The 23,229-nt window shown below is 67.5% G+C and carries 18 protein-coding genes; 5 read left to right on the top strand and 13 right to left on the bottom strand.

What is annotated here, in order from left to right; all coding sequences use genetic code 11:
- Positions 1-100: 100 nt before the first annotated feature.
- On the top strand, positions 101-1,288 hold the full coding sequence (locus tag GGR89_RS06665) for an acetyl-CoA C-acyltransferase (RefSeq protein WP_125973354.1): 1,188 nt from the start codon (positions 101-103) through the stop codon (positions 1,286-1,288).
- Positions 1,289-1,424: 136 nt separating this feature from the next.
- On the opposite strand, the gene GGR89_RS06660 is transcribed toward GGR89_RS06665, so the two are convergent.
- Entirely contained in the window at positions 1,425-1,907 is a 483-nt protein-coding gene (locus GGR89_RS06660; protein WP_125973356.1) for an SH3 domain-containing protein, read from the bottom strand.
- 73 nt (positions 1,908-1,980) lie between these two features.
- Between GGR89_RS06660 and GGR89_RS06655 the strand changes: the two genes are divergently transcribed.
- A complete protein-coding gene (locus GGR89_RS06655; protein ID WP_125973358.1) occupies positions 1,981-2,979 on the top strand; it encodes a 2-hydroxyacid dehydrogenase in 999 nt (332 codons plus the stop codon).
- A 129-nt stretch (positions 2,980-3,108) separates the two neighbouring features.
- Here the strand turns inward: GGR89_RS06655 and GGR89_RS06650 are convergent, their stop codons facing one another.
- Positions 3,109-4,512 (bottom strand): NAD(P)H-dependent flavin oxidoreductase, encoded by a 1,404-nt coding sequence (locus GGR89_RS06650; RefSeq protein WP_125973360.1) that lies wholly within the window; start codon positions 4,510-4,512, stop codon positions 3,109-3,111.
- Positions 4,513-4,591: 79 nt separating this feature from the next.
- Positions 4,592-5,725 (bottom strand): glycosyltransferase, encoded by a 1,134-nt coding sequence (locus GGR89_RS06645; RefSeq protein WP_125973362.1) that lies wholly within the window; start codon positions 5,723-5,725, stop codon positions 4,592-4,594.
- Between the two features lie 131 nt (positions 5,726-5,856).
- On the opposite strand from GGR89_RS06645, the gene GGR89_RS06640 reads away from it, so the two are divergent.
- On the top strand, positions 5,857-7,221 hold the full coding sequence (locus tag GGR89_RS06640) for an MFS transporter (protein ID WP_241213279.1): 1,365 nt from the start codon (positions 5,857-5,859) through the stop codon (positions 7,219-7,221).
- A 73-nt stretch (positions 7,222-7,294) separates the two neighbouring features.
- Here the strand turns inward: GGR89_RS06640 and GGR89_RS06635 are convergent, their stop codons facing one another.
- From GGR89_RS06635 to GGR89_RS06605, 7 genes are all read right to left on the bottom strand, one after another.
- Positions 7,295-8,047 carry a nucleotidyltransferase family protein gene (locus GGR89_RS06635; RefSeq protein WP_125973364.1) on the bottom strand — a complete coding sequence of 251 codons (753 nt, stop codon included), beginning with the start codon at positions 8,045-8,047 and terminating at the stop codon, positions 7,295-7,297.
- A complete protein-coding gene (locus tag GGR89_RS06630; protein WP_206431098.1) occupies positions 8,044-9,015 on the bottom strand; it encodes an aminoglycoside phosphotransferase family protein in 972 nt (323 codons plus the stop codon). The genes GGR89_RS06635 and GGR89_RS06630 overlap by 4 nt, the downstream gene beginning before the upstream one ends.
- Positions 9,012-9,470, bottom strand: coding sequence for a tRNA (adenosine(37)-N6)-threonylcarbamoyltransferase complex ATPase subunit type 1 TsaE (gene tsaE, locus GGR89_RS06625; RefSeq protein ID WP_125973368.1), 459 nt, complete (start codon positions 9,468-9,470; stop codon positions 9,012-9,014). Before tsaE ends, GGR89_RS06630 begins: the two co-directional genes overlap by 4 nt.
- Complete coding sequence (locus tag GGR89_RS06620) at positions 9,467-11,806, bottom strand: sensor histidine kinase (protein ID WP_125973370.1); 2,340 nt, start codon at positions 11,804-11,806, stop codon at positions 9,467-9,469. The genes tsaE and GGR89_RS06620 overlap by 4 nt, the downstream gene beginning before the upstream one ends.
- A gap of 109 nt (positions 11,807-11,915) precedes the next feature.
- On the bottom strand, positions 11,916-14,945 hold the full coding sequence (locus tag GGR89_RS06615; RefSeq protein ID WP_125973372.1) for a TonB-dependent receptor plug domain-containing protein: 3,030 nt from the start codon (positions 14,943-14,945) through the stop codon (positions 11,916-11,918).
- A gap of 260 nt (positions 14,946-15,205) precedes the next feature.
- On the bottom strand, positions 15,206-16,624 hold the full coding sequence (gene ahcY, locus GGR89_RS06610; RefSeq protein ID WP_125973374.1) for an adenosylhomocysteinase: 1,419 nt from the start codon (positions 16,622-16,624) through the stop codon (positions 15,206-15,208).
- 120 nt (positions 16,625-16,744) lie between these two features.
- The gene (locus tag GGR89_RS06605) at positions 16,745-17,305 is read right to left on the bottom strand and encodes a YqgE/AlgH family protein (RefSeq protein WP_125973376.1); all 561 of its coding nucleotides are present in this window, start codon (positions 17,303-17,305) and stop codon (positions 16,745-16,747) included.
- 114 nt (positions 17,306-17,419) lie between these two features.
- On the opposite strand from GGR89_RS06605, the gene GGR89_RS06600 reads away from it, so the two are divergent.
- Positions 17,420-17,902: a peroxiredoxin gene (locus GGR89_RS06600; RefSeq protein ID WP_125973378.1), complete on the top strand. Its 483-nt coding sequence runs from the start codon at positions 17,420-17,422 to the stop codon at positions 17,900-17,902.
- Between the two features lie 95 nt (positions 17,903-17,997).
- Positions 17,998-18,552 (top strand): dCTP deaminase, encoded by a 555-nt coding sequence (gene dcd / locus GGR89_RS06595; protein WP_010543264.1) that lies wholly within the window; start codon positions 17,998-18,000, stop codon positions 18,550-18,552.
- A gap of 47 nt (positions 18,553-18,599) precedes the next feature.
- Here the strand turns inward: dcd and GGR89_RS06590 are convergent, their stop codons facing one another.
- From GGR89_RS06590 to GGR89_RS06580, 3 genes are all read right to left on the bottom strand, one after another.
- On the bottom strand, positions 18,600-19,625 hold the full coding sequence (locus GGR89_RS06590) for an aspartate-semialdehyde dehydrogenase (protein WP_125973380.1): 1,026 nt from the start codon (positions 19,623-19,625) through the stop codon (positions 18,600-18,602).
- Positions 19,626-19,849: 224 nt separating this feature from the next.
- The gene (locus GGR89_RS06585) at positions 19,850-21,199 is read right to left on the bottom strand and encodes a DUF418 domain-containing protein (RefSeq protein WP_125973382.1); all 1,350 of its coding nucleotides are present in this window, start codon (positions 21,197-21,199) and stop codon (positions 19,850-19,852) included.
- A gap of 74 nt (positions 21,200-21,273) precedes the next feature.
- Entirely contained in the window at positions 21,274-23,142 is a 1,869-nt protein-coding gene (locus tag GGR89_RS06580) for a methyl-accepting chemotaxis protein (RefSeq protein ID WP_125973384.1), read from the bottom strand.
- Positions 23,143-23,229 lie beyond the last annotated feature (87 nt).

Here is a 23,229-nt window from a genome sequence, read left to right as displayed (position 1 = left end):
CAATCGGTACGCACGGGGCCTTCCTGCGGGAACGCCCGGGCTTTTGCAAACCTGCCGCCGAGGCCCTAGATCGGCGCCAAACACTCTGAGAGGAACCTGCATGTCCGCCGATCCCATCGTCATCCTGTCATATGCCCGCACGCCGATGGGGAGCTTCCAGGGGAGCCTCGCCGAGGCGTCCGCCACCGATCTCGGCGCCACCGCGGTGGGCGCCGCGGTCGAGCGCGCCGGGCTGAAAGGTGAGGCGATCGAGCGCATCTATATGGGCTGCGTGCTCCCCGCCGGGCTCGGCCAGGCCCCTGCCCGCCAGGCCGCGCTCAAGGCCGGGCTGCCCCAGCACATCGAAGCGACCACGGTCAACAAGATGTGCGGATCGGGCATGCAGGCGACGATCATGGCCGCCGAGGCGCTCGCTGCGGGCTCGGTCGACCTGCTGATCGCCGGCGGCATGGAGAGCATGACCAACGCCCCCTATCTCTCGATGCGCCACCGAAGCGGCGCGCGGATCGGGCATGACGTGCTCAAGGACCACATGTTCCTCGACGGGCTGGAGGACGCCTATGAGCCCGGCCGCCTGATGGGCAGCTTCGCCGAGGAGACGGCCAAGGAATATCAGTTCACCCGCGAGGCGCAGGATGCCTTCGCCATCGCCAGCCTCGAGCGCGCCAGGGCGGCGCAGACCGGCGGCGCCTTCGACCGCGAGATCGTCCCGGTCGAGCTGCAGGGGCGCAAGGGTGTGGTGACGGTGGCCCTCGATGAGCAGCCGACCAAGGCCGATCCGGCCAAGATCCCGACGCTCAAGCCCGCCTTTGCCAAGGACGGCACGATCACCGCGGCCAATGCCTCGTCGATCTCGGACGGCGCAGCGGCGCTGGTGCTGGCCCGCGCCTCGGTGGCGGAGAAACTGGGGCTGACGCCGATCGCTCGGATCGTCTCCCATGCCGCCCATGCCCACGCACCCGCGCGTTTCACCACCGCGCCGGTGTTCGCGATGCGCAAGGCGCTGGAAAAGGCGGGCTGGGAAACCGGCAACGTCGACCTGTTCGAGGTCAACGAGGCCTTTGCCTGCGTGACGATGATCGCGATGCAGGAACTGGGCCTCAGCCACGACGCCGTGAACATCCATGGCGGCGCCTGTGCGCTCGGCCATCCGATCGGCGCCAGCGGCGCGCGGGTGTTGGCGACGTTGCTGTCCGCGCTGGAAACCAAGGGCCAAAAGCGCGGCCTCGCCTCGCTGTGCATCGGCGGCGGCGAGGCGACCGCGGTGGCGGTGGAGCTGATGGATTGAGCCACTCTTCCTGAGCCCCTCCTCCTGGGAGGAGGGGTTTGGGGGTGGAGGGATTCCAGAACGTGCATGGGTCTCGGTGAGGCACAGCCCCACCCCAACCCCTCCCCTGAAGGGGAGGGACTTTAAGAGTCGTAATTTACCGCACCGTTTCGCCCGGCTCGGTCCCCCAGATCCGCGCCTGCTCGACATAGCCGGCACGTCCTGCGGCATCGAACCAGCACCAGCCGCCGCTGCACGCACTGATCTTGCCGACCACGCCCGGCGCTGCGCGCCAGCTGATGTGCGAGTCGCCGGACGGGCTGCTGTGCAGCTCGGCGATCCCGCCCGCGACGATCGCCGTACGCTTGTCGTCGAGCAGATTGGCCTGCATCCAGCCTTCCGCGCCATCAGGATCGCGCACCTTCACCCAGGCGCCATAGCTCGCGAGCACCTTCACCGGCAGGCCGCGCCGCTGGTAGAACCAGTTGGTGGGATAGTTGCGCCCCGGCCCGCTGCGCATCCGCGCCTTGCTAGCCTTGAGCGAGGCATAATAAGGCGGCTTGCGCTCCGCATGTGCGGGGGTGGCCAGGGCGACGAGCGCCAGGGCTGCGATACCGATCGAGAAACGCCGCTGCTGCATGCCGCGTCTATCGACCAGCCGGCCCTGCGCTTCAACCGTTGACTGTATCCGCGCCACCGGCCAATCCTTTGCCATGGCCGATCCCAAGCGACCGTCCCGCCCCCGGGTGATCCTCACCCGCGCGCTGCCGCACGCCAGCGAAGCGCGGATGGCGGCGCTGTTCGACTCGGTCCCAAACCCCGACGACGCGCCGATGGAAGCTTCCGCGCTCGCCGCCGCCATGGCCGATGCGGACGTGCTGGTCCCCACCGTCACTGACCGCATTACCGCCGACCTGCTCGCCGCCGCGCCCGACCGTCTCCGCCTCATCGCCAATTACGGCGCGGGCGTCGGCCATATCGATCTCAAGGCCGCGCGCGCCCGCGGCATCGTTGTCACCAACACCCCCGGCGTGCTGACCGACGACACCGCCGACATGGCGATGGCGCTGATCCTCGCCGTGCCGCGCCGGCTGGTTGAGGGCGACAAGCTGGTACGCTCCGGCGGCTGGAACGGCTGGAGCCCGACCAGCATGCGCGGCCACCGCATCGGCGGGCGCAAGCTCGGCATCCTCGGCATGGGCCGGATCGGCCAGGCAGTGGCGCAGCGCGCCCGCGCCTTCGGGCTGCAGATCCATTATCACGGGCGGCACCGCGTGCACGAGGTGCTCGAGCATCAGCTCGGCGCCACCTATCACGACGATCTCGACGCGATGCTGGAAGCGGTCGACATCCTGACCATCCACACCCCGCACACCGCGACCACCAACGGGCTGATCGGCGCGCGGCGGCTGGACCTGCTCGGGCCTGATGGCTGGCTGGTCAACACCGCGCGCGGCGAGATCGTCGAGCCAGACGCGCTGGTGACGGCACTGCAGGAACGCCGGATCGCCGGGGCCGGGCTCGACGTCTATGTCGACGAGCCCAGGGTCGATCCACGGCTGATCGCGCTGGAAAATGTCGTGCTGTTGCCGCACCTCGGCTCGGCGACCTTCGAGGCACGCGAGGCGATGGGGATGAAGGTCATCGCCAATATCCGCAGCTGGGCCGACGGGCACCGCCCGCCGGACCAAGTGTTCGAAGGGTGGCTTTGACCTGAACTTTAGCCCCTCCCCTTCAGGGGAGGGGTTGGGGTGGGGCTGTGTCTCACAGAGACCAACAGGCGTTCCGGAATCCCTCCACCCCACCCCCCGTCCAAGGAGGAGGGGGTAGACGTGCTTTCCTCAATCCCCGGTTAGGATCCGGTCCACCAGCTGCTTCACCGTCGGCACGAACCCGTTCGAATAGAACGGATCGCGCTTGAAGTTGTACGCGGCGTGGCCGGCGAACATCAGGTTCTTGTCGGTATCGCCGCCATGAGCGATGTCCTGCAGCGTCTTCTGGATGCAGAAGCTACGCGGATCTGCCAGGCGGCCGGTCGAGTTGGTCTCGGTATCCGCCCAGGACGAGAACTGGCACTGGCTGAGGCAGCCCATGCAGTCGGCCTGATCCTTGCGGATCACCTGCTGGTCCTCGGGGGTTACGAACACCAGCGTGTTGTCCGGCGTCTTGAGCGCGCTGGTGAAGCCGAGGCCGAACCATTCGCGCGCGCGCAGCAGGTCGTTGCGCGTCACCCAGAAATTCTTGCCCTTCACGCCGACGTCGAGCTGGAAGGTGTGATCCCCCGCAGCCTCGGTCGAATAGGGAATCTGGCGCTCCGAGCGCGCTTCCAGGTGACGCAGAAACGGGTTGCGCACCGCGCTCGAATAGAAGCCGGTCGGCGAGAAGCGGTGCAGTAGCACGTCGCCTTCCTCGATCTCCATCAGCTTGGCCTTCCAGCCATCGGGAATCGGGCTTTCCCGGGTGAGCAGCGGGCGCGTGCCGAACTGGAAGGCGATCGCGCCCAGCTCGGGATTGTCGATCCAGTCGTTCCAGTCGCGCAGATACCAGACGCCGCCGGCCATCACGATCGGTACGCTGTCCGGCAGGCCGCCTTCGCGCATCACCTCGCGCAGCGCCTTGACGCGCGGATAGGGATCCTGCGGCGCGCGCGGGTCCTCGGCGTTGGACAGGCCGTTATGCCCGCCAGCGAGCCAGGGATCCTCATAGACCACCGCCGCCAGCCATTCCTGCGCCTTCGAATAGGCCCGCTTCCACAACGCGCGGAAGGCACGGCCCGAGCTGACGATCGGCAGGTAGCTAACCTCGTGGTGCGCCGCGATCTCGCTGAGCTTGTAGGGCATACCGGCGCCGCAGGTGACGCCCGCCACCATGCCCTTGGTCCGCTCCAGCACGCCCTGGAGGACGCGCTGCGCGCCGCCCATTTCCCAGAGCACGTTGATGTTGATCGCGCCCTTGCCGCCGGCGATCTCGAAGGCGCGCTTGACCTGCTGGACGGCGCCTTCGATCGCGTATTGGATCAGCTCTTCATGGCGCTCGCGGCGTGTGAGGGCACGATAGATCTGCGGGATGATCTTGCCATCCGCATCATAGCTGTCGGCGTTGACCGCGCTGACCGTGCCGATGCCGCCGGCGGCCGCCCAGGCCCCCGCGCTCGCATGGTTGGTCGCTGCGACGCCCTTCCCGCCCTCGACCAGCGGCCATACTTCACGACCGTTGTAGTTGATGGGCGAAAGACCCTTGAACACATTGCCTCCACAAAAATTGCCGCGCGACGCTAGCCGGATTGGCTGCGACAAGCGAGTAACAAATCAACCCCGCCCCGTCTCAGCCCAGCGTGCCCGGCCGCCCCATCGCCTGGGAATAGAGCCGCGCATAGGCCGCAACCATCTCGGCCTCGTCGTACAACGCCGCAGCCCGCAGTCGGTTCGCCTCGCCCAGCCGCTTCCGTTCGTCGGGATGCTGCGCCAGGATGTCGAGCCGATCGCGCAGCGACACTTCGGTGCGGTCGACCGAAAGATACTTGTGATTGGGTTCGGACACCATTGCCGCAATATCCCCTAGCTGCGGCGCGACAATCGGCAGCCCCGCCGCCATCGCCTCCAGCACCGAAACCGGCGCCTGCTCGCTTTTCGACGACAGCGCGAAGATGTCGAACAGCCCCAGATAGCGATGCGGATTGGCGATGAAGCCGGGCAGGAAGACCTGGTCCTCGATCGCCATCGCCTCTGCCTGATCGAGGATCGCCTGGCGCTCGGGGCCCTCGCCCAGAATCACCAGCTTGAAGCGCGACGACATCCCCGCCGCGGCGCGGACCAGCATCGGCAGGTCCTTCACCGGCCGCAGCCCGGCGAGACAGCCGATGAACACTTCGCCCTTGCGGCGCTTGTCCAGCATCGGCAGCAGCGACGAGTCGAGCTGGCCGGTGTAGCGCCCAGTCGGCACGCCATTGGCGATGCGCACCAGCCGCTCGGCCGGCTGTTTCCAGAACTTGGTCGCGACCTGCTCGAGCTTTTCGGAGGGCACCACCAGCGCATTGGCGGCGGGCAGCGCCATGCGGCGATACATGTTGCGCACGGTGCTCAGCTTCTCGGCCTCGTCGGCGTTGAACCCGTCCTCATGGTGGATGATCGGCGGCAGGCCCTTGCCGAACACCCGCGCCGCCATCACCCCGTCGATCGCCCCCCAGTTATAGGTGAGCACCAGGTCGAAGCGGCGCATGAAGCGCGCGATCTGCTCGTAGCGCTTGACCGAGGGCTTGCCGGCGAGCGGCGGTGGATCGAGCGCGATTTCATACTTGATGTGGCGGTCGATCGCCTCGCGGGCGCCGAGCTGGTCGGGCATCGCCGAGACGATGGTGTGCCGGGCGCGGTCCCCAAAGGCGTTCATCAATTGCACCGCCCGCGCTTCCTTGCCGCCGAGCGCGAAGGTCGAATGAAGATGGAGGATGTGGATCGACATGGGGGCCGGGGTGTAGCGGGCGATTGCGGCGGCGTCATCCGTTAGCATGCGAGGGCACGAGACCGTCGGCCCGGCTGGCCCTCGCCCGCCTGCCCCGCTAGAGCCGGCGCCATGCAGCGCCAGACCCGCCGATGAGCGACACCGCCCCGCCCGCCCCGCGTAATGGCGGCTGGATCATCGCGGCGTGCATGTGCGCCTCCAGCCTCGCCTTTCTCGACGGATCGGTGACCAATGTCGCGCTGCCGACGATCGGCAGGACGCTCGCCGCCGACGCGGCGACCTTGCCCTGGATCATCAACGCCTATCTCCTGCCGCTCTCCGCGCTGCTGCTGTTCGGGGGCGCGACCGGCGACTATTTCGGCCGGCGACGGATGCTGATCCTGGGCGTCGCGATCTTCGCCCTGGCCTCGCTCGGCTGCGCGCTGTCGAGCGGCACCGACCTGCTGCTCGCTTCCCGAGCACTGCAGGGGATCGGCGCGGCAATCCTGATGCCCAACAGCCTCGGGTTGCTCGGCAGCAGCTTCCACGGCGAGGCACGCGGACGCGCGATCGGCACCTGGGCCTCGGCCGGGGCGATCGCCTCCGCCGTCGGCCCGCCGCTCGGCGGCTGGCTGGTCGACGCGGTCGGCTGGCGCGCGATCTTCTACCTCAACCTGCCCGTCGCGGCCGCTGCGATCGCCATCGCCTGGCGCTTCGTGCCGGAGAGCCAGCGTGGCAAGGGCGGGCTCGACTGGCTGGGCGCCGCGCTGGCCACCGCCGGGCTGGGCAGCCTGACCTGGGCGCTCACCCTCTGGTCGAGCAGCCATGCGGTCTCCACCCCGTCGACCGTCGGCCTCATCGGCGGCGTGGCGCTGCTCGGCGGCTTCGTGCTCCACCAGCACCGGCTGGGCGAGCGGGCGATGATGCCGCTGGCGCTGTTCGGATCGCTGCCCTTCGTCGGTTTGACCGTGCTGACGCTGCTGCTCTACGGCGCGCTGGGCGGGCTTATCCTGCTGCTGCCCTATCTGCTGATCGTCGGCGGCGGCTATCCGCCCGCGCAGGCGGGGCTCGCGCTGCTCCCCTTCTCGATCGTGATCGGCGTCTCCTCGCGCTTCGCCGGGCGGCTGGCGGCGCGGATCGGCGGGCGCTGGCCGCTCTCGATCGGGCCGATCGTTACCGGCCTCGGATTCTGGCTACTCTCGGGTGCCGATCCGCAGGCAAGCTATTGGACGAGCATCCTGCCGGGCATGCTGGTGCTCTCGCTGGGCATGGCGGGCGCGGTGGCGCCGCTGACCACGGCAGTCCTCGCCTCGGTCGACGATCGCTTCACGGGGACCGCCTCGGGCTTCAACAGCGCGATCGCGCGCACCGGCGGGCTGGTCGCGACCGCGCTGGCTGGTGCGGTGCTGTCGCAGACCGGCGCGGCGCTGGTCGGCGGCTTCCACGTCGCGGCGCTGGTGTGCGCGGGGCTGGCGGTCGCGGCGGGAGTGACGGCGCTCCTGACGCTCGAGCCGTGAAGCGCCGCCGAACCTGACCAGCCGCGACGGGGAGCCCGTCACCGCCCCCGGGGCGGAGGTGGCGATGGCGGCCTCAAAGCTCGGCGAGCGCCAGCTCGGTCGCGCGAATCGCCTTGGGGGAACCGACGTCGAACCACAGCCCCTGATGCACCGCGCCCCAGAGCCGCCCGGCTTCCATCGCGCGATTCCAGAACAAATTGGTCGAGAACGGCCCCTCGGGCCAGTCGCGGATCACGCGCGGCGACAGGATCTGGATCCCGGTGAACACGAAGGGCGCCAGCCGGCCGGGCTTGCGCCGCTCGGTGATCCGTCCGAAGGCATCGAGCCGGAAGTCGCCCTGCCCCCGATGGCAGGTCGCGCGTGCCAGCGGCACCAGCAGCAGCAGCGCGTCCATCTTGGCATCGTCCCATTGCGATGCGAGCAGACGGATCGCGTCGCTGGGGCCGTCGACCCACAGATTGTCGCTGTTGACGCACAGGAAGGGCGCATCGCCCAGCATCGCGCGCGCCTGGACGAGGCCGCCGCCGGTCTCCAGCAACTGCTTGCGCTCGTCCGAGATCGTGAGCTCGATGCCCTTCACCCGTGCGCGCAGATGTGCCTCGAGCTGGTCGGCGAGGTAATGGACGTTGACCACCGCCCGCTCGACCCCCGCGGCCGAGAGGCGATCGAAGACATGGTCGATCAGCGGCTTGCCGGCCACGTCGATCAGCGGCTTGGGCCGGGTGACCGTGAGCGGGCGCATCCGCTTGCCGAGGCCGGCGGCCATCACCATCGCGGTCTTGGGCACGGGCGCCGCCGGTTGCGGGCGGAGCGAATAGATCGTCATGCCGCCACCTGCATCGGATCGCCGCGCTTCTCGGGCGGGACGTTGGCCGCGAACCAGTCGGCCACGGGCTTGAGCGCCGGATGGGCGAGGTCGCGGTCGAGATAGGCCCAGACGCGGGGGCAGAGCGTTGGGTAGCGCGGCTTGCCATCGCGCTTCCACAGCCGGGTGAAGATGCCGAGGATCTTGGCGTTCCGCTGCGCGCCGAGCACGTGATAGGCGATGTCGAACGCCTCCCCCGCGCCGGTCGCGTCGCGGTAGCGGGCCAGCATCGCCGCCTCGGTCGCTTGCGGCACGTCACGGCGCGCGTCCTGAAGCAGCGAGACGAGGTCGTAGGCGGGGTGCCCGGCCAGCGCATCTTGGAAGTCGAGCAGTCCCAAGCCTTCGCCACCATCGATCAGCATCAGATTCTCGGCATGGTAGTCGCGCAGCACCGTGACGGGGCGATGACCATCGAGCAGCGGTGCCAGCACCGCATCCCAGGCGTCGCGATAGCCCGCGGCATCGACCTCCAGCCCGACGGCCGGGCAATACCATTCGACGAACAGCGCCGCCTCGCGCTGGTAGACGGCGAGATCATAGGGCGCCTCCACGCCGGCCGGCGTATCGTGGAGCCGCACCAGCAGATCCACCGCGGCGCCGTAGAGGCCAAGCTCACGCGCGGGCTCGGCATCGACGGTCTCGCGCAGCCGGACGTCGCCGAAATCCTCGAGCAGCACCAGGCCCTGCGCCAGATCCTCGTGCAGGATCGCAGGCGCGGCAAAGCCATGCTCGGTCAGCCAACGCGCCACCGCCAGGAACGGACGCGGGTCCTCGTGCGGGGGCGGTGCATCCATCAGGATCGCGCTGCGGTGCCCCTCGACCACGCGGAAATAGCGGCGGAACGAGGCATCGCCGGCGACGGGGAGGATGTCGGCCCCTGCCCAACCGGCAGAAGCGAGAAAAGCGGGCGCCGCAGGCGGCGGAGTCATGTCAACGGCCATCGGCCTTCCCATGCCGCCGGCACGCGCGCTGTCAAGGCGCGGGTGCCGTCCGCCGCGACCGCGAGCGTCAGCCACAGGGCATCGTGCCATGCCGATGCGGGCAGCCGCTCGGGCCATTCGACCAGCAGTAGCGAGTCGGTGCGCGCATCGTCGAGCCCCAATTCTTCGGCCTCGTCCGGGTCCTCGATCCGGTAGAGATCGACGTGCAGCACCGGCAGCCGCACCTCGGGCACGTCATAGGGCTGGACGATCGCGAAGCTCGGCGACGGCGCCTCGCCCTCCAGCCCCAGTGCCGCGAGCAGCCCACGCGCGATGCTCGTCTTGCCGGCGCCCAGGGGGCCGGACAGGGCAATGACGTCGCCCGGGCCCGCTACCGCCGCCAGCCTGGCGCCCAGTGCCAGCGCCTCCTCCAGCGAGGCGAGCACGATCCTGTTCTTGGTCATCCGCGCGGCAACTCCACCGTGACGAGCGTCCCCTGCCCCGGCTCGGAGATCAGCTCGATCCGCCCGCCATGCGCCTCGACGAACTGCTTCGCGAGCGGCAGCCCCAGCCCGAGCGCACGGTCGCCCCCGCGCGAGGTACCGACCTGTGCGAACCGATCGAACGCCCGCGCCACCGCCTCCGGGGCCATGCCGGGACCGTCATCGCTGACGATCACCCGCGCCACCCGTGCATTGCCGTCGAGATGGAGCAGCACTCGGCCGCCCTCGGGCGTGTGCGAGACGGCATGGCGCAGCAGATGCTCGACGGTCTGGCGGATGCGGCGCGCATCGCCCTGCACCACGCCGGCGGTGCCGGCATCCTCGATTACCAGCTCGATCGCCTTGCCCTTGGCAAGCGGCGCGATGACGTCCGCCGCGCTGGTCGCCGCCAGTTCCACATCCACCGTCTCGCGTTCGATCGGCTGGCCTTCGCTTTGCGTCAGGTCGAGCACGTCGTCGATCAGCCCGCCCAGCCGATCGACCGACATCAGGATGGCCTCGACATATTCCTTGCCGTCGGCGCTCAGCTTGCCGGCGAACCCGCCCTGCAGCATTTCGCCGAACCCCTTGATCGAGGTGAGCGGCGTGCGCAGCTCATAGCTCATGTTCGCGACGAAGGCGGTGCGGACGCGGTCGGCGGCCTCCAGTGCCTCGTTGCGGTCGCGCAGCGCGCGCTCCACCCGCTGGCGATCGGTGGTGTCGAGCATCGTCACCAGCGCATTGCCGTCGGGCAGCGGCACCGCGGCGATGTCGAAATGGCGGCCATTGGCGAAGGTGATGCTGGAGCCGCGCTGCTGGCGGTCCTTGGCGGCGAGCCGGATCAGGTCGCCGATGATCTCCGCCCGCGCCGCGTTGACCAGCTTGCCGCCCGCCGCCTTGACGATCGTGGCGATCTGCGGGTGGCCGTCGAGAAAGCCGTCCTCGAAGCCCCAGACCTGGCGGAACTTGCGGTTCCACAGCTGCAGCCGCCCCTTGCCGAACACCGCGACCGCCTCGGCCAGGCTGTCCAGCGTCGCGGTGCGGACCTGCTGCATCTCGCCATGCTCGCGCTGGAGTTCGAGCTGCTGGGTCTGATCCTCGAAGATCAGCAGCAGCCCGCCCTCGGGCAGCGGCTGCGCGACGACGCGCAGATGGGTGGTCCCGATGCTCCAGCTTTCCTCCACCGCCTCGGGCGACGTGAACCATTCGCGGCGCTCGGCCTTCCAGTGCGGGAAGTCGCGCACATCGGGCAGCTTGCGCGCCTCGCGCATCCGCTCGAGCACGCGGTCGAATTCGGGGCGATCGGCCAGCCACTCGTTCTTCATCGCGAACAGGCGGCGGAAGGGCTGGTTGCAGAAGACCAGGCTGCGGTCCGAGCCGAACTGGGCGACGCCGGCGGACATGCGGTCGAGCATCGCCCGCTGCGCCTCGGCGAAGCGCTTGAGGCCGCCGCGGGCGCGCTCCAGCTCCTCGATGTCGACCGCGAAGCCGGCGATGCCGCCGGTCGGCAGCGGCACGTCGTGGAGGCGGAGCATCCGCCGCGCGCCGGCGATCGTCGCGGGCATCGCCGCCGATTGCGGCTCCTGCGTATCGCGCGCGATCGCGGCGTTGGCGAGCGGCCCGCCCAGCCCCGCGCCATCGACCAGTTCCACCCCGCGCGACACCACGTCCTCGGCGTCGCGGCCCTCGACCGCGCGGACATAGGCGGTGTTGACCATCAGCAGCCGCAGATCGGGCCCGCGATACCACATCGGCATCGGCGCGGCCTCGATCAGCGCAGTCAGCGCGTCGAAGGCGGCGCGCAGCCGATCGGCCTCGCGTTCGAGGGATCCGACCTCGGCCTGGCTGTCGGTCGCATCGAGCACCCAGAGCAGCACGCTGCCCGGTGTCTCCACCGCTTCGGAGGCGCGCTCGCCGAGCACCAGCAGCATCCGCTCGGAGCCGCGCACCGGCAGCGACAGGCGGAAGGATTGTCCCGCGCGCTGCGCCGCCTCCACCTGCTCGCCGAGCAAGGCGACATCCTCGGGATCGAGCCCCGCATCCTTCTGCGACAGCCGTGCGAGCGATTCGACCGGCCTCTCAAGTCCGAGCCAGGCGGCGAGGCGTGGCGACATTTCAATGCGGCCATCGGCGCGAATGAGCATGGGCAGCGCCGGCGAGGTGCGGGAGAAGCGCAGCAGCCGGCGGTTCTGCTCATAGGCGGTGCGTGCTGCGGCGCGGGCCGCGAGCCCGGCGTAGAGCGCCCACACCGCCGCGATCAGCACGAACGCCAGCACCGCGCCGACGATGGCCGCGCCACTCTGCGAAACTACGATCATCGGGGAAGACGCCGGCAAGCCATCGTTCCACCCTTAGGCGATCGCACCCCCATACGAAAAGGGGCCCGGCGATGCCGGACCCCTTCTGCACCTGTTTTCTGGCCGTGACTCAGAACTTCACGCTCGCCGCCACACGCGCGTAGCGACCGAGGATGCCCGAGAAGTAGGTGGTCGTGCCGGCACCGGCCGGCGCCGGGAACGGCGGCTTCACGTCGAACACATTGTCGACGATCAGCTTCATGCCGAACTGCTGGTTCACGCGCACGCCCAACGTCGCGTTGAACACCCACCAGTCGCTCACGCCCATGATATTGCGGGCGTTCGCCGCCTCGTCGACGTCATAGGCGCCCTTGCCGATGTACTGGGCTTGGATCAGGCCGTTGAACCGATCGCCTTCATAGGTGAGGTTGGCGGTACCCGAATGATGCGGATAGCCGATCTCGCCCGCGAGATGGTTGATGTCGCCGATGCCGACGCGCTGCTGCAGCTTGTCGCGGTAGAAATAGTTCACCGACAGCCCGGCGACGCCGTTGCTCGACATGCCGAGCCGCGACAGCGGCAGGCGATAGGCGGCCGTGACCGTCAGGCCCGTCGTCTCGTAAGACGACGCGTTGTAATAGCCTTCCTGGATGCCGGTGATCTGGCCGTTCACGTCACGCGTGACGAGGCCGCAGAAGCTGTTCGGATAGGAGGATGAATCATAACAGGCGTTGAGGATGTCGTCACCGCCCAGCGAGACGATCGCGTCCTTCAGCTTGATGTTGATCCAGTCGACCGCCACCGTCAGGCTCTTTGCGAAGCGCGGCTGCACGATCGCGCCGACGGTCCAGCTGTTCGCCACTTCGTTGCGCAGCCCGGGATTGCCCGACACCGTCACCGGAATGGTGAAGTTGCTGTAGTTCGACACGAAGGTGGTCGGGTCGATGCCGGCGGCGCGGCAGTTTGCCTGGCGCACCGACGGGTTCGGGCCGCTGGTCGAATAATTCGCGTCGCACGGATCGCGACCGTTGTCGAACGCACGCGAGGTCGGGTTGAACGCCTCGGTGATCGCGGGCGAGCGGATCGAGCGCGTGTAGTTGCCGCGGAAGGTCAGGTCCGAGATGAAGCCGAGACGGCCGCCTGCGGTCCAGGCCCAGTCGCCGCCGGACAGCGAGTTGTCGACATAGCGCGCCGCGCCGTCGAACTCGACGGTCTTCAGCCAGTTGATCCCGTTCTGTGCGGTGACGAACGGAACGACGAGCTCGCCGAACGCTTCGTTGGTGTGGAAGCGGCCGCTGATCGGGTCGATCGGGATGCTGCGCCCATATTGGGTGCGGGTGCCGTCGCCATTGTCCTGGCCGTAATAGAAGCTGCCCGGATCGAACGAGGTCTTCTCGCGGCGATGCTCATAGCCCGCCGAGATGCTCACGTCGTTGCCGAACAGCTTGGCCACGGCGCCGGTCACGTTGGCGTTGAACACCAGCTGCTCGTTGGTCGAGACCGGACGCGCGATCGCGAAGATATAGTCGCGCGCGGCCTGGCTCGCCTGGCCCGAGCCCAGGACGTTCAGCGGCGCGCAGGTCTTGCTGATGGTGTCGGCAGTGGAGTTGGTCACGCCGGGGCGGCAGGTGATGTTGCCGCTGGCGTCCGCGACCGCGTCGATCGCGTTGAAGAAGTTTTGGTTGTCGAGCTCGTAGTTACGGCCGCGGGTCTGCGAACGGCCATAGTTGACCGACGCTTCCCAGGTGAAGTTGCGGTCGCCGATACCGAAGTCGCCCGCGAGGCCACCGACAAAGCGATAGGTCTCGATCCGCGCTTCCGCGCGACCGGTGGTGAGGTCGTTCAGCGCACGGCCGACATAGAACTCGTTCTGGCCAGCCGGCAGCTGCGAGGCGATCGTCGCTCGGTCCGCGGCGTTCAGATACGGATTGTCGAGCGAGACGATCAGGTTGCCGTCGGGGGTACCGGCAGCGTCGAACAGCGCCGTGTTATAGTTGGGCTGATCGATCAGGTTCACGCCCTTGGTGTGCGTGTACCAGCCTTCGCCGAAGAAGCGGATATGATCGGTGAAGGCATAGTTGAGCTGGGCGCTGGCGATGTAGCGTTCCGAGCTGGTCAGCAGGTTGTTCTGCGCCGGCAGGTTGAAGCCATTGCCGCCGCTGCTGATGTAACCCTGGCGCAGCACGGTGCCGAGGTCGAGCGGCACCAGCGTGCCGTTGGGGCCGAACTGCAGATACTGGCCAGCGGCGTTCTGGAGGCCGGAGCGCTGCACCGAATAGTCGTCATCCACGAAAGGCACGCCGCCCGAGGTGAACGCCGAATAGCGCTGCTGCGGGTAGAGCAGGCGCGCGAACGGCGAGCCAGCCGACGCCGGCGGCGTACCGAAGAAATTACCGCGCGCGGTGATCGCGCGATCATTGGCGACTAGGCCGCTGGTGTGGTTGTATTCGCCCGACACCACGATGTTGCCACGGCCCTCGGCGAAGTTCTTGCCGGCTAGGAAGTTCAGCCGTGCTTCGGGCGCGTCGCCGCGCTCGGACACGCCATACTGGCCGCCGACCTCCAGGCCCTGATAATCCTTCTTGAGGATGATGTTGACGGTGCCCGCGATCGCATCCGAGCCGTAAATCGGCGCGCCGCCGATCGCCACGGTCTCGATGCGCTGGACCAGCGTCGTCGGGATGTTGTTGAGGTCGACCTGGGTACCCGGGTTCACCGGGCCGAAGATGCTGGCGGTGTTCGACGAGACGAAGCGGCGGCCGTTCACCAGCACCAGCGTACGCTGGCTGCCGAGACCGAAGAAGTCGACGAAGGTCTGCGACGGGCCGAACGACGACTGCGCGCCGACCGAGCTGTTGCCAGGCGGGCCGAAGGCGGGGATCTCGCGCAGCGCCTGCCCGACATTAGTGTAGCCGCGCGATTCGATCTGCGCGGCGCCGACCACCTGGGTAGGCTGGACCGTATCGAACTCTGGACGCGCGATGCGCGAGCCGGTGACGACGATCTCGGCCGGCTCCTGCGCCTGGGCGCCGCTGTCGTCCTGGCCGGCAGGCGCATCGGTCTGCGCGAGCGCGGGGGTGGCAAGCTGCGCGAGCGTAATCGCGGCGACGGAAGCGGTGAGACGCAGGCCGAGACTCCGGCCGAAAACCTTGAAACGCATGAACGAACCCCTTTTCCCAGTACACTTTGGTACGGTTCTGCTGCCGGTCCAGCCCATCGAAGCATCTGGGATATTACCGATTTTGCAGAATCATTTCCAGCAACGCGCAACTCCCCCCGTCCGTGGCCGCCACGGACACAATATGCACGGTTCTCCGGATAGCGTTGCCGTTCTGCCACACAATTGTAACACCCCTGGAACGGCGAAAGGCCGCTCCCTTGCGGGAACGACCTTCCGGAAAAGCGGCGCTTTCGCGTCGATCAGTAGCGGTAATGGTCCGGCTTGAACGGGCCTTCGACCGGCACGCCGATATACGCCGCCTGCTTCTCGCTCAGCTTCGACAGGTGCACGCCCAGCTTCTCGAGGTGGAGCGCGGCGACCTTCTCGTCGAGGTGCTTCGGCAGGACGTAGACTTGGTTCTTGTAGTTCTCGCCCTTGGTCCAGAGCTCGATCTGCGCCAGCGTCTGGTTGGTGAAGCTGGCCGACATCACGAAGCTCGGGTGGCCGGTGGCGCAGCCCAGGTTCACCAGGCGGCCCTTGGCGAGCACGATTATCTGCTTGCCGTCCGGGAACTCGACCAGGTCGGTGCCGGGCTTCACTTCGGTCCACTTGTAGTTCGACAGCGCCGAGATCTGGATCTCGCTGTCGAAGTGGCCGATGTTGCAGACGATCGACATCGGCTTCATCGCCTTCATGTGATCGGCGGTGATCACGTCGGCGTTGCCGGTGGCGGTCACGAAGATGTCGGCGCGCTTGACGGCCTCGTCCATGGTGACGACCTCGAAGCCTTCCATCGCCGCCTGCAGCGCGCAGATCGGATCGATTTCGGTCACGAGCACGCGGGCGCCGCCGTTGCGCAGCGACTGGGCCGAGCCCTTGCCCACGTCACCGAAGCCGGCGACCGCGGCAACCTTGCCGGCGAGCATCACGTCCGTGGCGCGACGGATCGCGTCGACGAGCGATTCCTTGCAGCCATAGAGGTTGTCGAACTTCGACTTGGTGACGCTGTCGTTGACGTTGATCGCCGGGAACGGCAGTTCGCCCTTCTTGGCGATCTCGTACAGGCGGTGCACGCCGGTGGTGGTCTCTTCCGAGACGCCCTTCAGGTTCTGCACGGTCTTGGTGAGATAGCCCGGATACTTGGCGACGAAGGCCTTGAGCGCGCGCTGGAACTCGACTTCCTCGTCATTCTCCGGCTCGCCCAGCGTCGCGCCGGCTTCGAGCTTGGCGCCCCACAGCGCGAACATGGTGGCGTCGCCGCCGTCGTCGAGGATGATGTTGGCGGTGGTACCGTCACCATCGGCGCCCCAGTTGAAGATGTCGCCGACATAGTCCCAATAGTCGGCCAGGCTCTCGCCCTTCACTGCGAACACCGGAACGCCGGTCGCGGCGATCGCGGCGGCGGCGTGGTCCTGCGTCGAGAAGATGTTGCAGGTGGCCCAGCGGACCTGCGCGCCGAGCGCGGTCAGCGTCTCGATCAGCACGGCGGTCTGGATCGTCATGTGCAGCGAACCCGTGATGCGCGCGCCCTTGAGCGGCTGCGATGCGCCGAATTCCTTGCGGAGCGCCATCAGGCCGGGCATCTCGGTCTCGGCGATGTTGATTTCGGCGCGGCCGAAATCGGCGAGGGCGATGTCCTTGATGACATAGTCGTTCTTAGCCACGGGCTGCTTCTCCAGTTGCAGGCAAATGCTGGCGCACCGGGATTCCTCCCGGCCGCATGGGTGCGCCCCCTAGCCCCTTCGGGTCAGGCGCGCAATGTTAATATAAAGATATCTTTATATGCCGTTCGGCCAAATTCAAGCGGTACCCGTGCTATTTGCCAGCAGCCGCGGATCGATGCCCGCGCCGACAAAGCCTTCGGCCCAGCGCTCGTACACATCGGTGTCGTAGAGCAGCGCCAGATTGGCGGGCGTGTTGAACCAGCCATGGCGGGTCAGCTCGGTCTCCAGCTGCCCCTCGCCCCAGCCGGCATAGCCGAGCGCGACCAGCCAGCGGCTGGGGCCCTTTCCTTCGGCGATGGCGCGCAGCACGTCGATCGTGCCGGAGAGCTGCCAGCGCCCCGCGACGTCGATCGTGTCCTGCCCGCTCCAATCGGCCGAGTGGAGCACGAAGCCGCGGCGCGGCTCGACCGGGCCGCCGAAATGCACCGGCACGTCGGGCACGTCGCCCGGATCGATCTCGAACTGTTCGAGCAGATCGTGCAGCCCCAGCCCCTCGATCGTCGCGCCGATGCCGATGCCCAGCGCGCCCTCGGTATCATGGGCGCACATCGCGATCACCGCGCGCTCGAAGCGCAGGTCGCCAATGCCGGGCATGGCCAGCAGGAACTGGCCGGTAAGGGAAGGCGTCGAATCCATGCTATCCACCATATCGTTCGCCCTCCCTACGGGCCACGCTTGAATTTGTTGCGCGGGATGCGATGGAGGCGGCGCGGCCGTGCGGTCGCAGGATTCGTACAAGGAGAGAACAGCATGACGATCCAGACCGGCGATCGCATCCCCGACGCCACGCTCGTCAAGGTCACCGCCGAGGGTCCGGACCAGGTCCAGGCCCCCGCCTATTTCGCCGGCCGCAAGGTCGCGCTGTTCTCGGTGCCCGGTGCCTTCACCCCCACCTGCTCGGCCAAGCACCTGCCGGGCTTCGTCGAAAAGGCCGAGGCGATCAAGGCCAAGGGCGTCGACGAGATCGCCTGCACCGCAGTCAACGACTTCTTCGTAATGAAGGCCTGGGGCGAGGCCAATGGCGTGGCCGACAAGGTGACGATGCTCGCCGACGGCAATGGCGCCTTCGCCGAGGCGCTGGGCCTCACGCTGGACGGCTCGGCCTTCGGCCTGGGCACGCGCGGCCAGCGCTTCGCGATGATCGTCAACGACGGCGTCGTCGAGCAGTTGTTCGTCGAGGCGCCGGGCGCGTTCGAGGTCAGCTCGGCGGAATATGTGCTGAGCAAACTCTGATCGATCCCTCCCCGCCCTGCGGCAGCGGGGAGGAGAACCGGTTTGCGCGGCGGTCCGCTTGACGGGGGCCGCCCCGCCCCGCACTACCCGCGCCCATGTCCATATTATCCGACCGCTGGATTCGCGAGCAGGCGCTCAACCACGGCATGATCGAGCCCTTCGTCGAGAGCCAGCGCCGCGAAGGCTGCATCAGCTACGGCCTCTCCTCCTATGGCTATGACGCCCGCGTCGCCGACGAGTTCAAGATCTTCACCAATGTCGACAGCGCGGTGGTCGACCCGAAGAATTTCGACGCGAACAGCTTCGTCGACCGTAAGACCGATGTCTGCGTGATCCCGCCCAACAGCTTCGCGCTGGCGCGGACGGTGGAGTATTTCCGGGTACCGCGCGACACGCTGGTGATCTGCCTCGGCAAGTCGACCTATGCGCGCTGCGGGATCATCGTGAACGTCACGCCCTTGGAGCCCGAATGGGAGGGCCATGTGACGCTGGAGTTCTCCAACACCACCCCGCTGCCGGCCAAGATCTACGCCAATGAAGGCGCCTGCCAGTTCCTGTTCCTCAAGGGCGAGCAGCCCTGCGAGACGAGCTATGCCGACCGGGCGGGCAAGTACATGGGCCAGCGCGGGGTAACCCTGCCGCGGCTTTGAACTGAGCGTTTCCTCCCCCGCGCAAGCGGGGGAGGAAACGCTAAAGATCAGGCCTTCTGCAGGTGCCGCCGGCCGAGCAGTTCCGCGATCTGCACCGCGTTCAGCGCCGCGCCCTTGCGGAGATTGTCCGACACGCACCACAGCGACAGGCCGTTCTCCACGGTCGAATCCTCGCGCACACGGCTGACATAGGTGGCGTACTCGCCGACGCTTTCGATCGGCGTGACATAGCCGCCATTCTCGCGCTTATCGACCAGCATGATGCCCGGCGCCTCGCGCAGGATCTTCTGCGCGTCCTCCGCCGACAGCTCGCCCTCGAACTCGAGGTTGATCGCTTCCGAATGGCCGACGAACACCGGCACGCGCACGCAGGTGGCGGTCACCTTGATCTTGGGATCGAGGATCTTCTTGGTCTCGACCACCATCTTCCACTCTTCCTTGGTCGAGCCGTCGTCGAGGAAGCTGTCGATGTGCGGGATCACGTTGAACGCGATCTGCTTGGTGAACTTGGCCGGCTCCACCTGGTCGCCGACGAAGATCGCGCGGCTCTGGTTGAACAGCTCGTCCATCCCCGCCTTGCCCGCGCCCGAGACCGACTGATAGGTCGCGACCACCACGCGCTTGATCTTGGCAGCGTCGTGCAGCGGCTTGAGCGCCACCACCATCTGCGCGGTCGAGCAGTTCGGGTTGGCGATGATGTTGCGCGCCTTGTAGCCGTCGATCGCCTCAGGGTTCACCTCGGGCACGATCAGCGGCACGTCCGGGTCCATGCGGTAGAGCGAGGCATTGTCGATCACCGTGCAGCCGGCGGCGGCGAACTTCGGCGCGTACTTGGCGCTGCCTTCGGAGCCGATCGCGAACAGCGCCATGTCCCAGCCGGTGGGATCGAAATGCTCGATGTTCTGGACCTTATACTGTTTGCCGGTCTCGCCATAGTCGACCATGTCGCCGGTCGAGCGCGACGACGCCAGCACGGCGAGCTCGTCGATCGGGAATTCCCGCTCGGCCAGGATGTTGAGCATTTCGCGACCGACATTGCCGGTGGCGCCTGCGACGACGACACGGTAACCCATTTGTACCTCTTTCTTGCCCGCGCCGACACCTGCGGCGTGGAGGCTCTTTAGTGGGGATGGAGGGTGGAATGCACCAGCATTCCGCTGCTTCGCTGCATAAAGCGCAGCTATCGCGCCCGGATTACGGGCGCGGTGTAATTCGCGTGGATTTGGCGCGTTTTCGAAGCATCGCGGCTTCCGCTAGCAGAAAGAAAGCTGCGTGGCGAGCCCAATTTCGCGCAACTTCATGCCGCGGCGAGCACGCCATCCCCCGCCCCCGGGCGCGGCCGGCGGAAGGGCTGCCGCTGGACATAGGCAAGCGACCGCCACGCCCATTCCATCGGCCCCATCGCGAAGGTGCGCAGCCAGAGATTGGCGAGCACCACCTCGAACGCCAGCACCGCCAGCGCCACGCCGTACAGGCCGCTCCAGCCGAGCTTGCCGAACAGCCCCGGCCCCCAGGGCGCGAACAGGATGTAGATGGCGATGAACTGCTGGAGGAAATAGAGCGAGAAGGCCGTCCGGCCCACCGCCTTGAACGGCGCGAGCACCGCCTGCCCCACCCCGCTGCGCACGATCAGATTGACCAGCGCGACATGGCCGATCGACGCCAGGATCCGCGCCGGCTCCTCGGTGATCCAGGCTGTGTGGACGATCGGCACCGGCGACAGCATCTCCTGCGCCCCGATCCCGCGTGCGAGCATGCCCGGCACGTAGCAACACAGCATCAGGATCGCATAGAAGCGCGTGCTGCGACCGCCCTGCACCACCCGCCACTTCCACAGCGCGATGCCGATCAGCATCATGCAAAAGGCCTCGGCAATCGCCAGCCCCAGCTCGGGCAGCATGAACTCGACATAAAAGCCGATGTTCATCGCGGCGTAGGCGAGGAAGCCGCCGCCATGGCCCTGCTTCTCCATCTCCCGAACCTTCTTGACCTCTTCGCCATCGGTCGCCCGCCGCGCGAGCAGCGTCTGCCAATCCTTCCGCTTGGCCTGCTCGTCCTGGGTCAGCGGCTGGTGGGCGGCCAGCTTCTGCTCGATGACCGGCACCGCCGCGACCAGTGCGGCCCGCTCGGCATAGGTTGACGCGCCGGTCACCGCCATGCCCAGCGCGAACAGCGATCCCAGCGCCAGCAGCACGCGCGGCCCCAGCAGGCGGAACGGGAAGAGGAACAAGGCGGCCAGCGCGTAGATGTGGAGGATGTCGCCGGTCCACAGGAACACGAAGATGTCGAGCAACCCGAAGCCGAGCAGCCACAGGTTGCGCCGCCAATAGAGGTCGGCCACCGCCACCGGCCCGTCCGGCCGCATCGCCCGCGCCGCCAGCACCATCAGGCCGCAGCCGAACAGGATCTCGAGCACCCCGCGCTGGGTGCCCTCCAGCACCACCTCGACGAAGGTCCAGCTCCATCGGTCGAGCGGCGTCCAGCCGATGATCTGCGGGCCGAGCAGCATCGTCACCGCCGTCTGGCCTTCGAATGGAATGTTCATGAAAAAGATGCCGAGGATGGCGAGTCCACGCAAGATATCGAGCACGTCGATCCGCGCCCCGCCCTGTACGGGCGCGAGTTGCGCCACCCCCTCCAACGCCATGGCTCGCCCCCGTCCCAAGACGAAAGCGAGCCTAGACTGTGGTCAACTGCGCGTCGAGTGCAAAGAAGGGAGGCTTAGAAGCTCGCCCACTCCTCCACTTCGGCGCCGGTCGAGCGCACGGTGGTGACGCTTGCGGCATGCGCCGGGTTGGAAGCCACCGGCAGCGCATGTACCTTCGAGCGGACCGGCTTGCGGTGGCTGCGGTCACCCGCATTGAAGCGCGAGGCCTGCTCGGTCAGCGAGCGGACTTCCGAGCTGAGGTTGCGCGCGGCAGCCGAGGTCTCTTCCACCATCGCGGCGTTCTGCTGGGTGGTCTGGTCGATGCTGTTGACCGCTGTCGCCACCTGAGTGACCGCGGTGGCCTGGACCTGGTTGTCCTGGGCCATGGTCTCGAGCAGCGAGTGGACCTCGTTGACGTCGCCGACGATCGCGCCGAGCGCGCTGTCCACACGGCGAACCATGTCGACCGCCGCATTGATGTCGGTCTGCGTCGCGGTCAGCTGGTCGCGGGCGCGGCCGGCTTCCTCCTCGGCACGCATCGCCAGGGCGGAGACGAGGTCGGCGACGACCGCGAAGCCGCGGCCCGCTTCGCCTGCCCGGCCGGCTTCCACCGCCGCGTTCATCGCGAGAACGCGGGTCTGGAAGGCGATCTTGTCGAGGCCTTCGATGACGTTGTCGATGCCCTTGGCGCTTTCCGACACGCGGCTCATTGCCTGCATCGCCTCGTCCGCCACGCTGCGGCCGGAGTCGACCACGCCGATCGCACCGGTGGCGCGCTCGACGGTCTTGGTCGAGGCGGCGGCGGTTGCCTTGATGCGCTGGTCCATCTCGTGGACGGCGGCCGAAGTTTCCTCGAGGCTGGCCGCAGCACCTTCGGTACGACGCGCGAGATCCTCGCTGGCCTGGGCGATCTCGGCCGAACCGGTCGAGATCGTCTCGGCGCTCTCGATCACTGCGGTGATCAGTTCGCGCAGCGAGTTGACGGCGGCGTTGAAGTTCTGCTTCAGCCCTTCATATTCGGGATCGAAGCGCGTTTCGATCGACGCGGTCAGGTCGCCGCCGGCGAGCTTGCCCAGGCGATCCTCGAGCGTCTCGACGACGATCTGCTGCGCGGCATCGGCACGCTTCTTGGCCTCGGCCAGCTCTTCCTGGCGCAGCGCGGCTTCCTTGAAGACGAGCACCGACTTGGCCATCCTGCCGACCTCGTCGCCGCGCTCGGTGCCGGGCACCTCGACATGATTGTTGCCGCCTGCAAGACCCCGCATCGAGTCCTGCAGCCGCTCCAGCGGACCCGAGATCTGCCCTCGGGTCACGAAGACCGCCAGACCCATCGCGCCGAGGACCGCGACCAGGGCGACGCCCAGCAGCATCCACACCGCACCGGCAACGGTCGCGCTCATGGCATCGGACTGCGCCTTGCCGTCCGCAACGCGGCGATCATTGTACGCCCGCGTTTTGTTGGTGAGCGCTTCCGCCAGACGATCGGCCTTGGCGAGCTGCACCTGCGCAGCCGCGTTGTTGTTGGCAAGGCCCATCTCGACGGCCGGCAAGACCTGCGACTGGAGCTCGTCCAGCACCGCTTCGATCGCCTGAACGTCGGCGGCTGCATCTTTTTCGGTGGCGGCCACTTCGTTCAGATACTGTTTCGCCTGCTTGTACGCGTCGAGCTCGTCCGCTGCCGCCTTCTTCGCCTGCGACGAGGCGCCGTCATAGGCGAGCGTCTTGTAGCCGCTGTACATCATCGCGAAGCCGAGGCGATTGACGCGGATCAGCTTGGCGGTGTCCGGCATCTTCACGTCGGTCAGCTGCGAATAGCCATTGTCGATCGACTGCATGACTCGCCCGCCATACCAGGCGACGCCCAGGGTAACGATGCCAAGCAAGCCAAGCATCATCATGATCTTGAACTGTATTTTGAGATTTGCCAGGAATTGCACGCTCATTTCCTCCAAGGCGCGGCCCGGAGGCGCGCAGATATCCCACCTGCGCATTATAGAAGGTGGGGCGTGCCGCATTGCCGCGACCCGCCC

Source organism: Sphingomonas trueperi, assembly GCF_011927635.1.
GTDB classification, from domain to species: domain Bacteria; phylum Pseudomonadota; class Alphaproteobacteria; order Sphingomonadales; family Sphingomonadaceae; genus Sphingomonas; species Sphingomonas trueperi.
Note: the sequence above shows the minus strand (reverse complement) of the source record. Positions and strands in the feature narration are given on the sequence as shown.

Bases quoted from the DNA above. Each gene is read 5' to 3' on its own strand.
- dcd (WP_010543264.1), top strand. From the start codon at position 17,998: ATGTCCATATTATCCGACCGCTGGATTCGCGAGCAGGCGCTCAACCAC.
- GGR89_RS06640 (WP_241213279.1), top strand. From the start codon at position 5,857: ATGAGCGACACCGCCCCGCCCGCCCCGCGTAATGGCGGCTGGATCATC.
- GGR89_RS06615 (WP_125973372.1), bottom strand. From the start codon at position 14,945: ATGCGTTTCAAGGTTTTCGGCCGGAGTCTCGGCCTGCGTCTCACCGCT.
- GGR89_RS06620 (WP_125973370.1), bottom strand. From the start codon at position 11,806: ATGATCGTAGTTTCGCAGAGTGGCGCGGCCATCGTCGGCGCGGTGCTG.
- GGR89_RS06600 (WP_125973378.1), top strand. From the start codon at position 17,420: ATGACGATCCAGACCGGCGATCGCATCCCCGACGCCACGCTCGTCAAG.
- GGR89_RS06590 (WP_125973380.1), bottom strand. From the start codon at position 19,625: ATGGGTTACCGTGTCGTCGTCGCAGGCGCCACCGGCAATGTCGGTCGC.
- GGR89_RS06630 (WP_206431098.1), bottom strand. From the start codon at position 9,015: ATGACTCCGCCGCCTGCGGCGCCCGCTTTTCTCGCTTCTGCCGGTTGG.
- GGR89_RS06635 (WP_125973364.1), bottom strand. From the start codon at position 8,047: ATGACGATCTATTCGCTCCGCCCGCAACCGGCGGCGCCCGTGCCCAAG.
- GGR89_RS06585 (WP_125973382.1), bottom strand. From the start codon at position 21,199: ATGGCGTTGGAGGGGGTGGCGCAACTCGCGCCCGTACAGGGCGGGGCG.
- GGR89_RS06605 (WP_125973376.1), bottom strand. From the start codon at position 17,305: ATGGATTCGACGCCTTCCCTTACCGGCCAGTTCCTGCTGGCCATGCCC.
- GGR89_RS06645 (WP_125973362.1), bottom strand. From the start codon at position 5,725: ATGTCGATCCACATCCTCCATCTTCATTCGACCTTCGCGCTCGGCGGC.
- GGR89_RS06655 (WP_125973358.1), top strand. From the start codon at position 1,981: ATGGCCGATCCCAAGCGACCGTCCCGCCCCCGGGTGATCCTCACCCGC.
- GGR89_RS06660 (WP_125973356.1), bottom strand. From the start codon at position 1,907: ATGCAGCAGCGGCGTTTCTCGATCGGTATCGCAGCCCTGGCGCTCGTC.
- tsaE (WP_125973368.1), bottom strand. From the start codon at position 9,470: ATGACCAAGAACAGGATCGTGCTCGCCTCGCTGGAGGAGGCGCTGGCA.
- GGR89_RS06665 (WP_125973354.1), top strand. From the start codon at position 101: ATGTCCGCCGATCCCATCGTCATCCTGTCATATGCCCGCACGCCGATG.
- GGR89_RS06580 (WP_125973384.1), bottom strand. From the start codon at position 23,142: ATGAGCGTGCAATTCCTGGCAAATCTCAAAATACAGTTCAAGATCATG.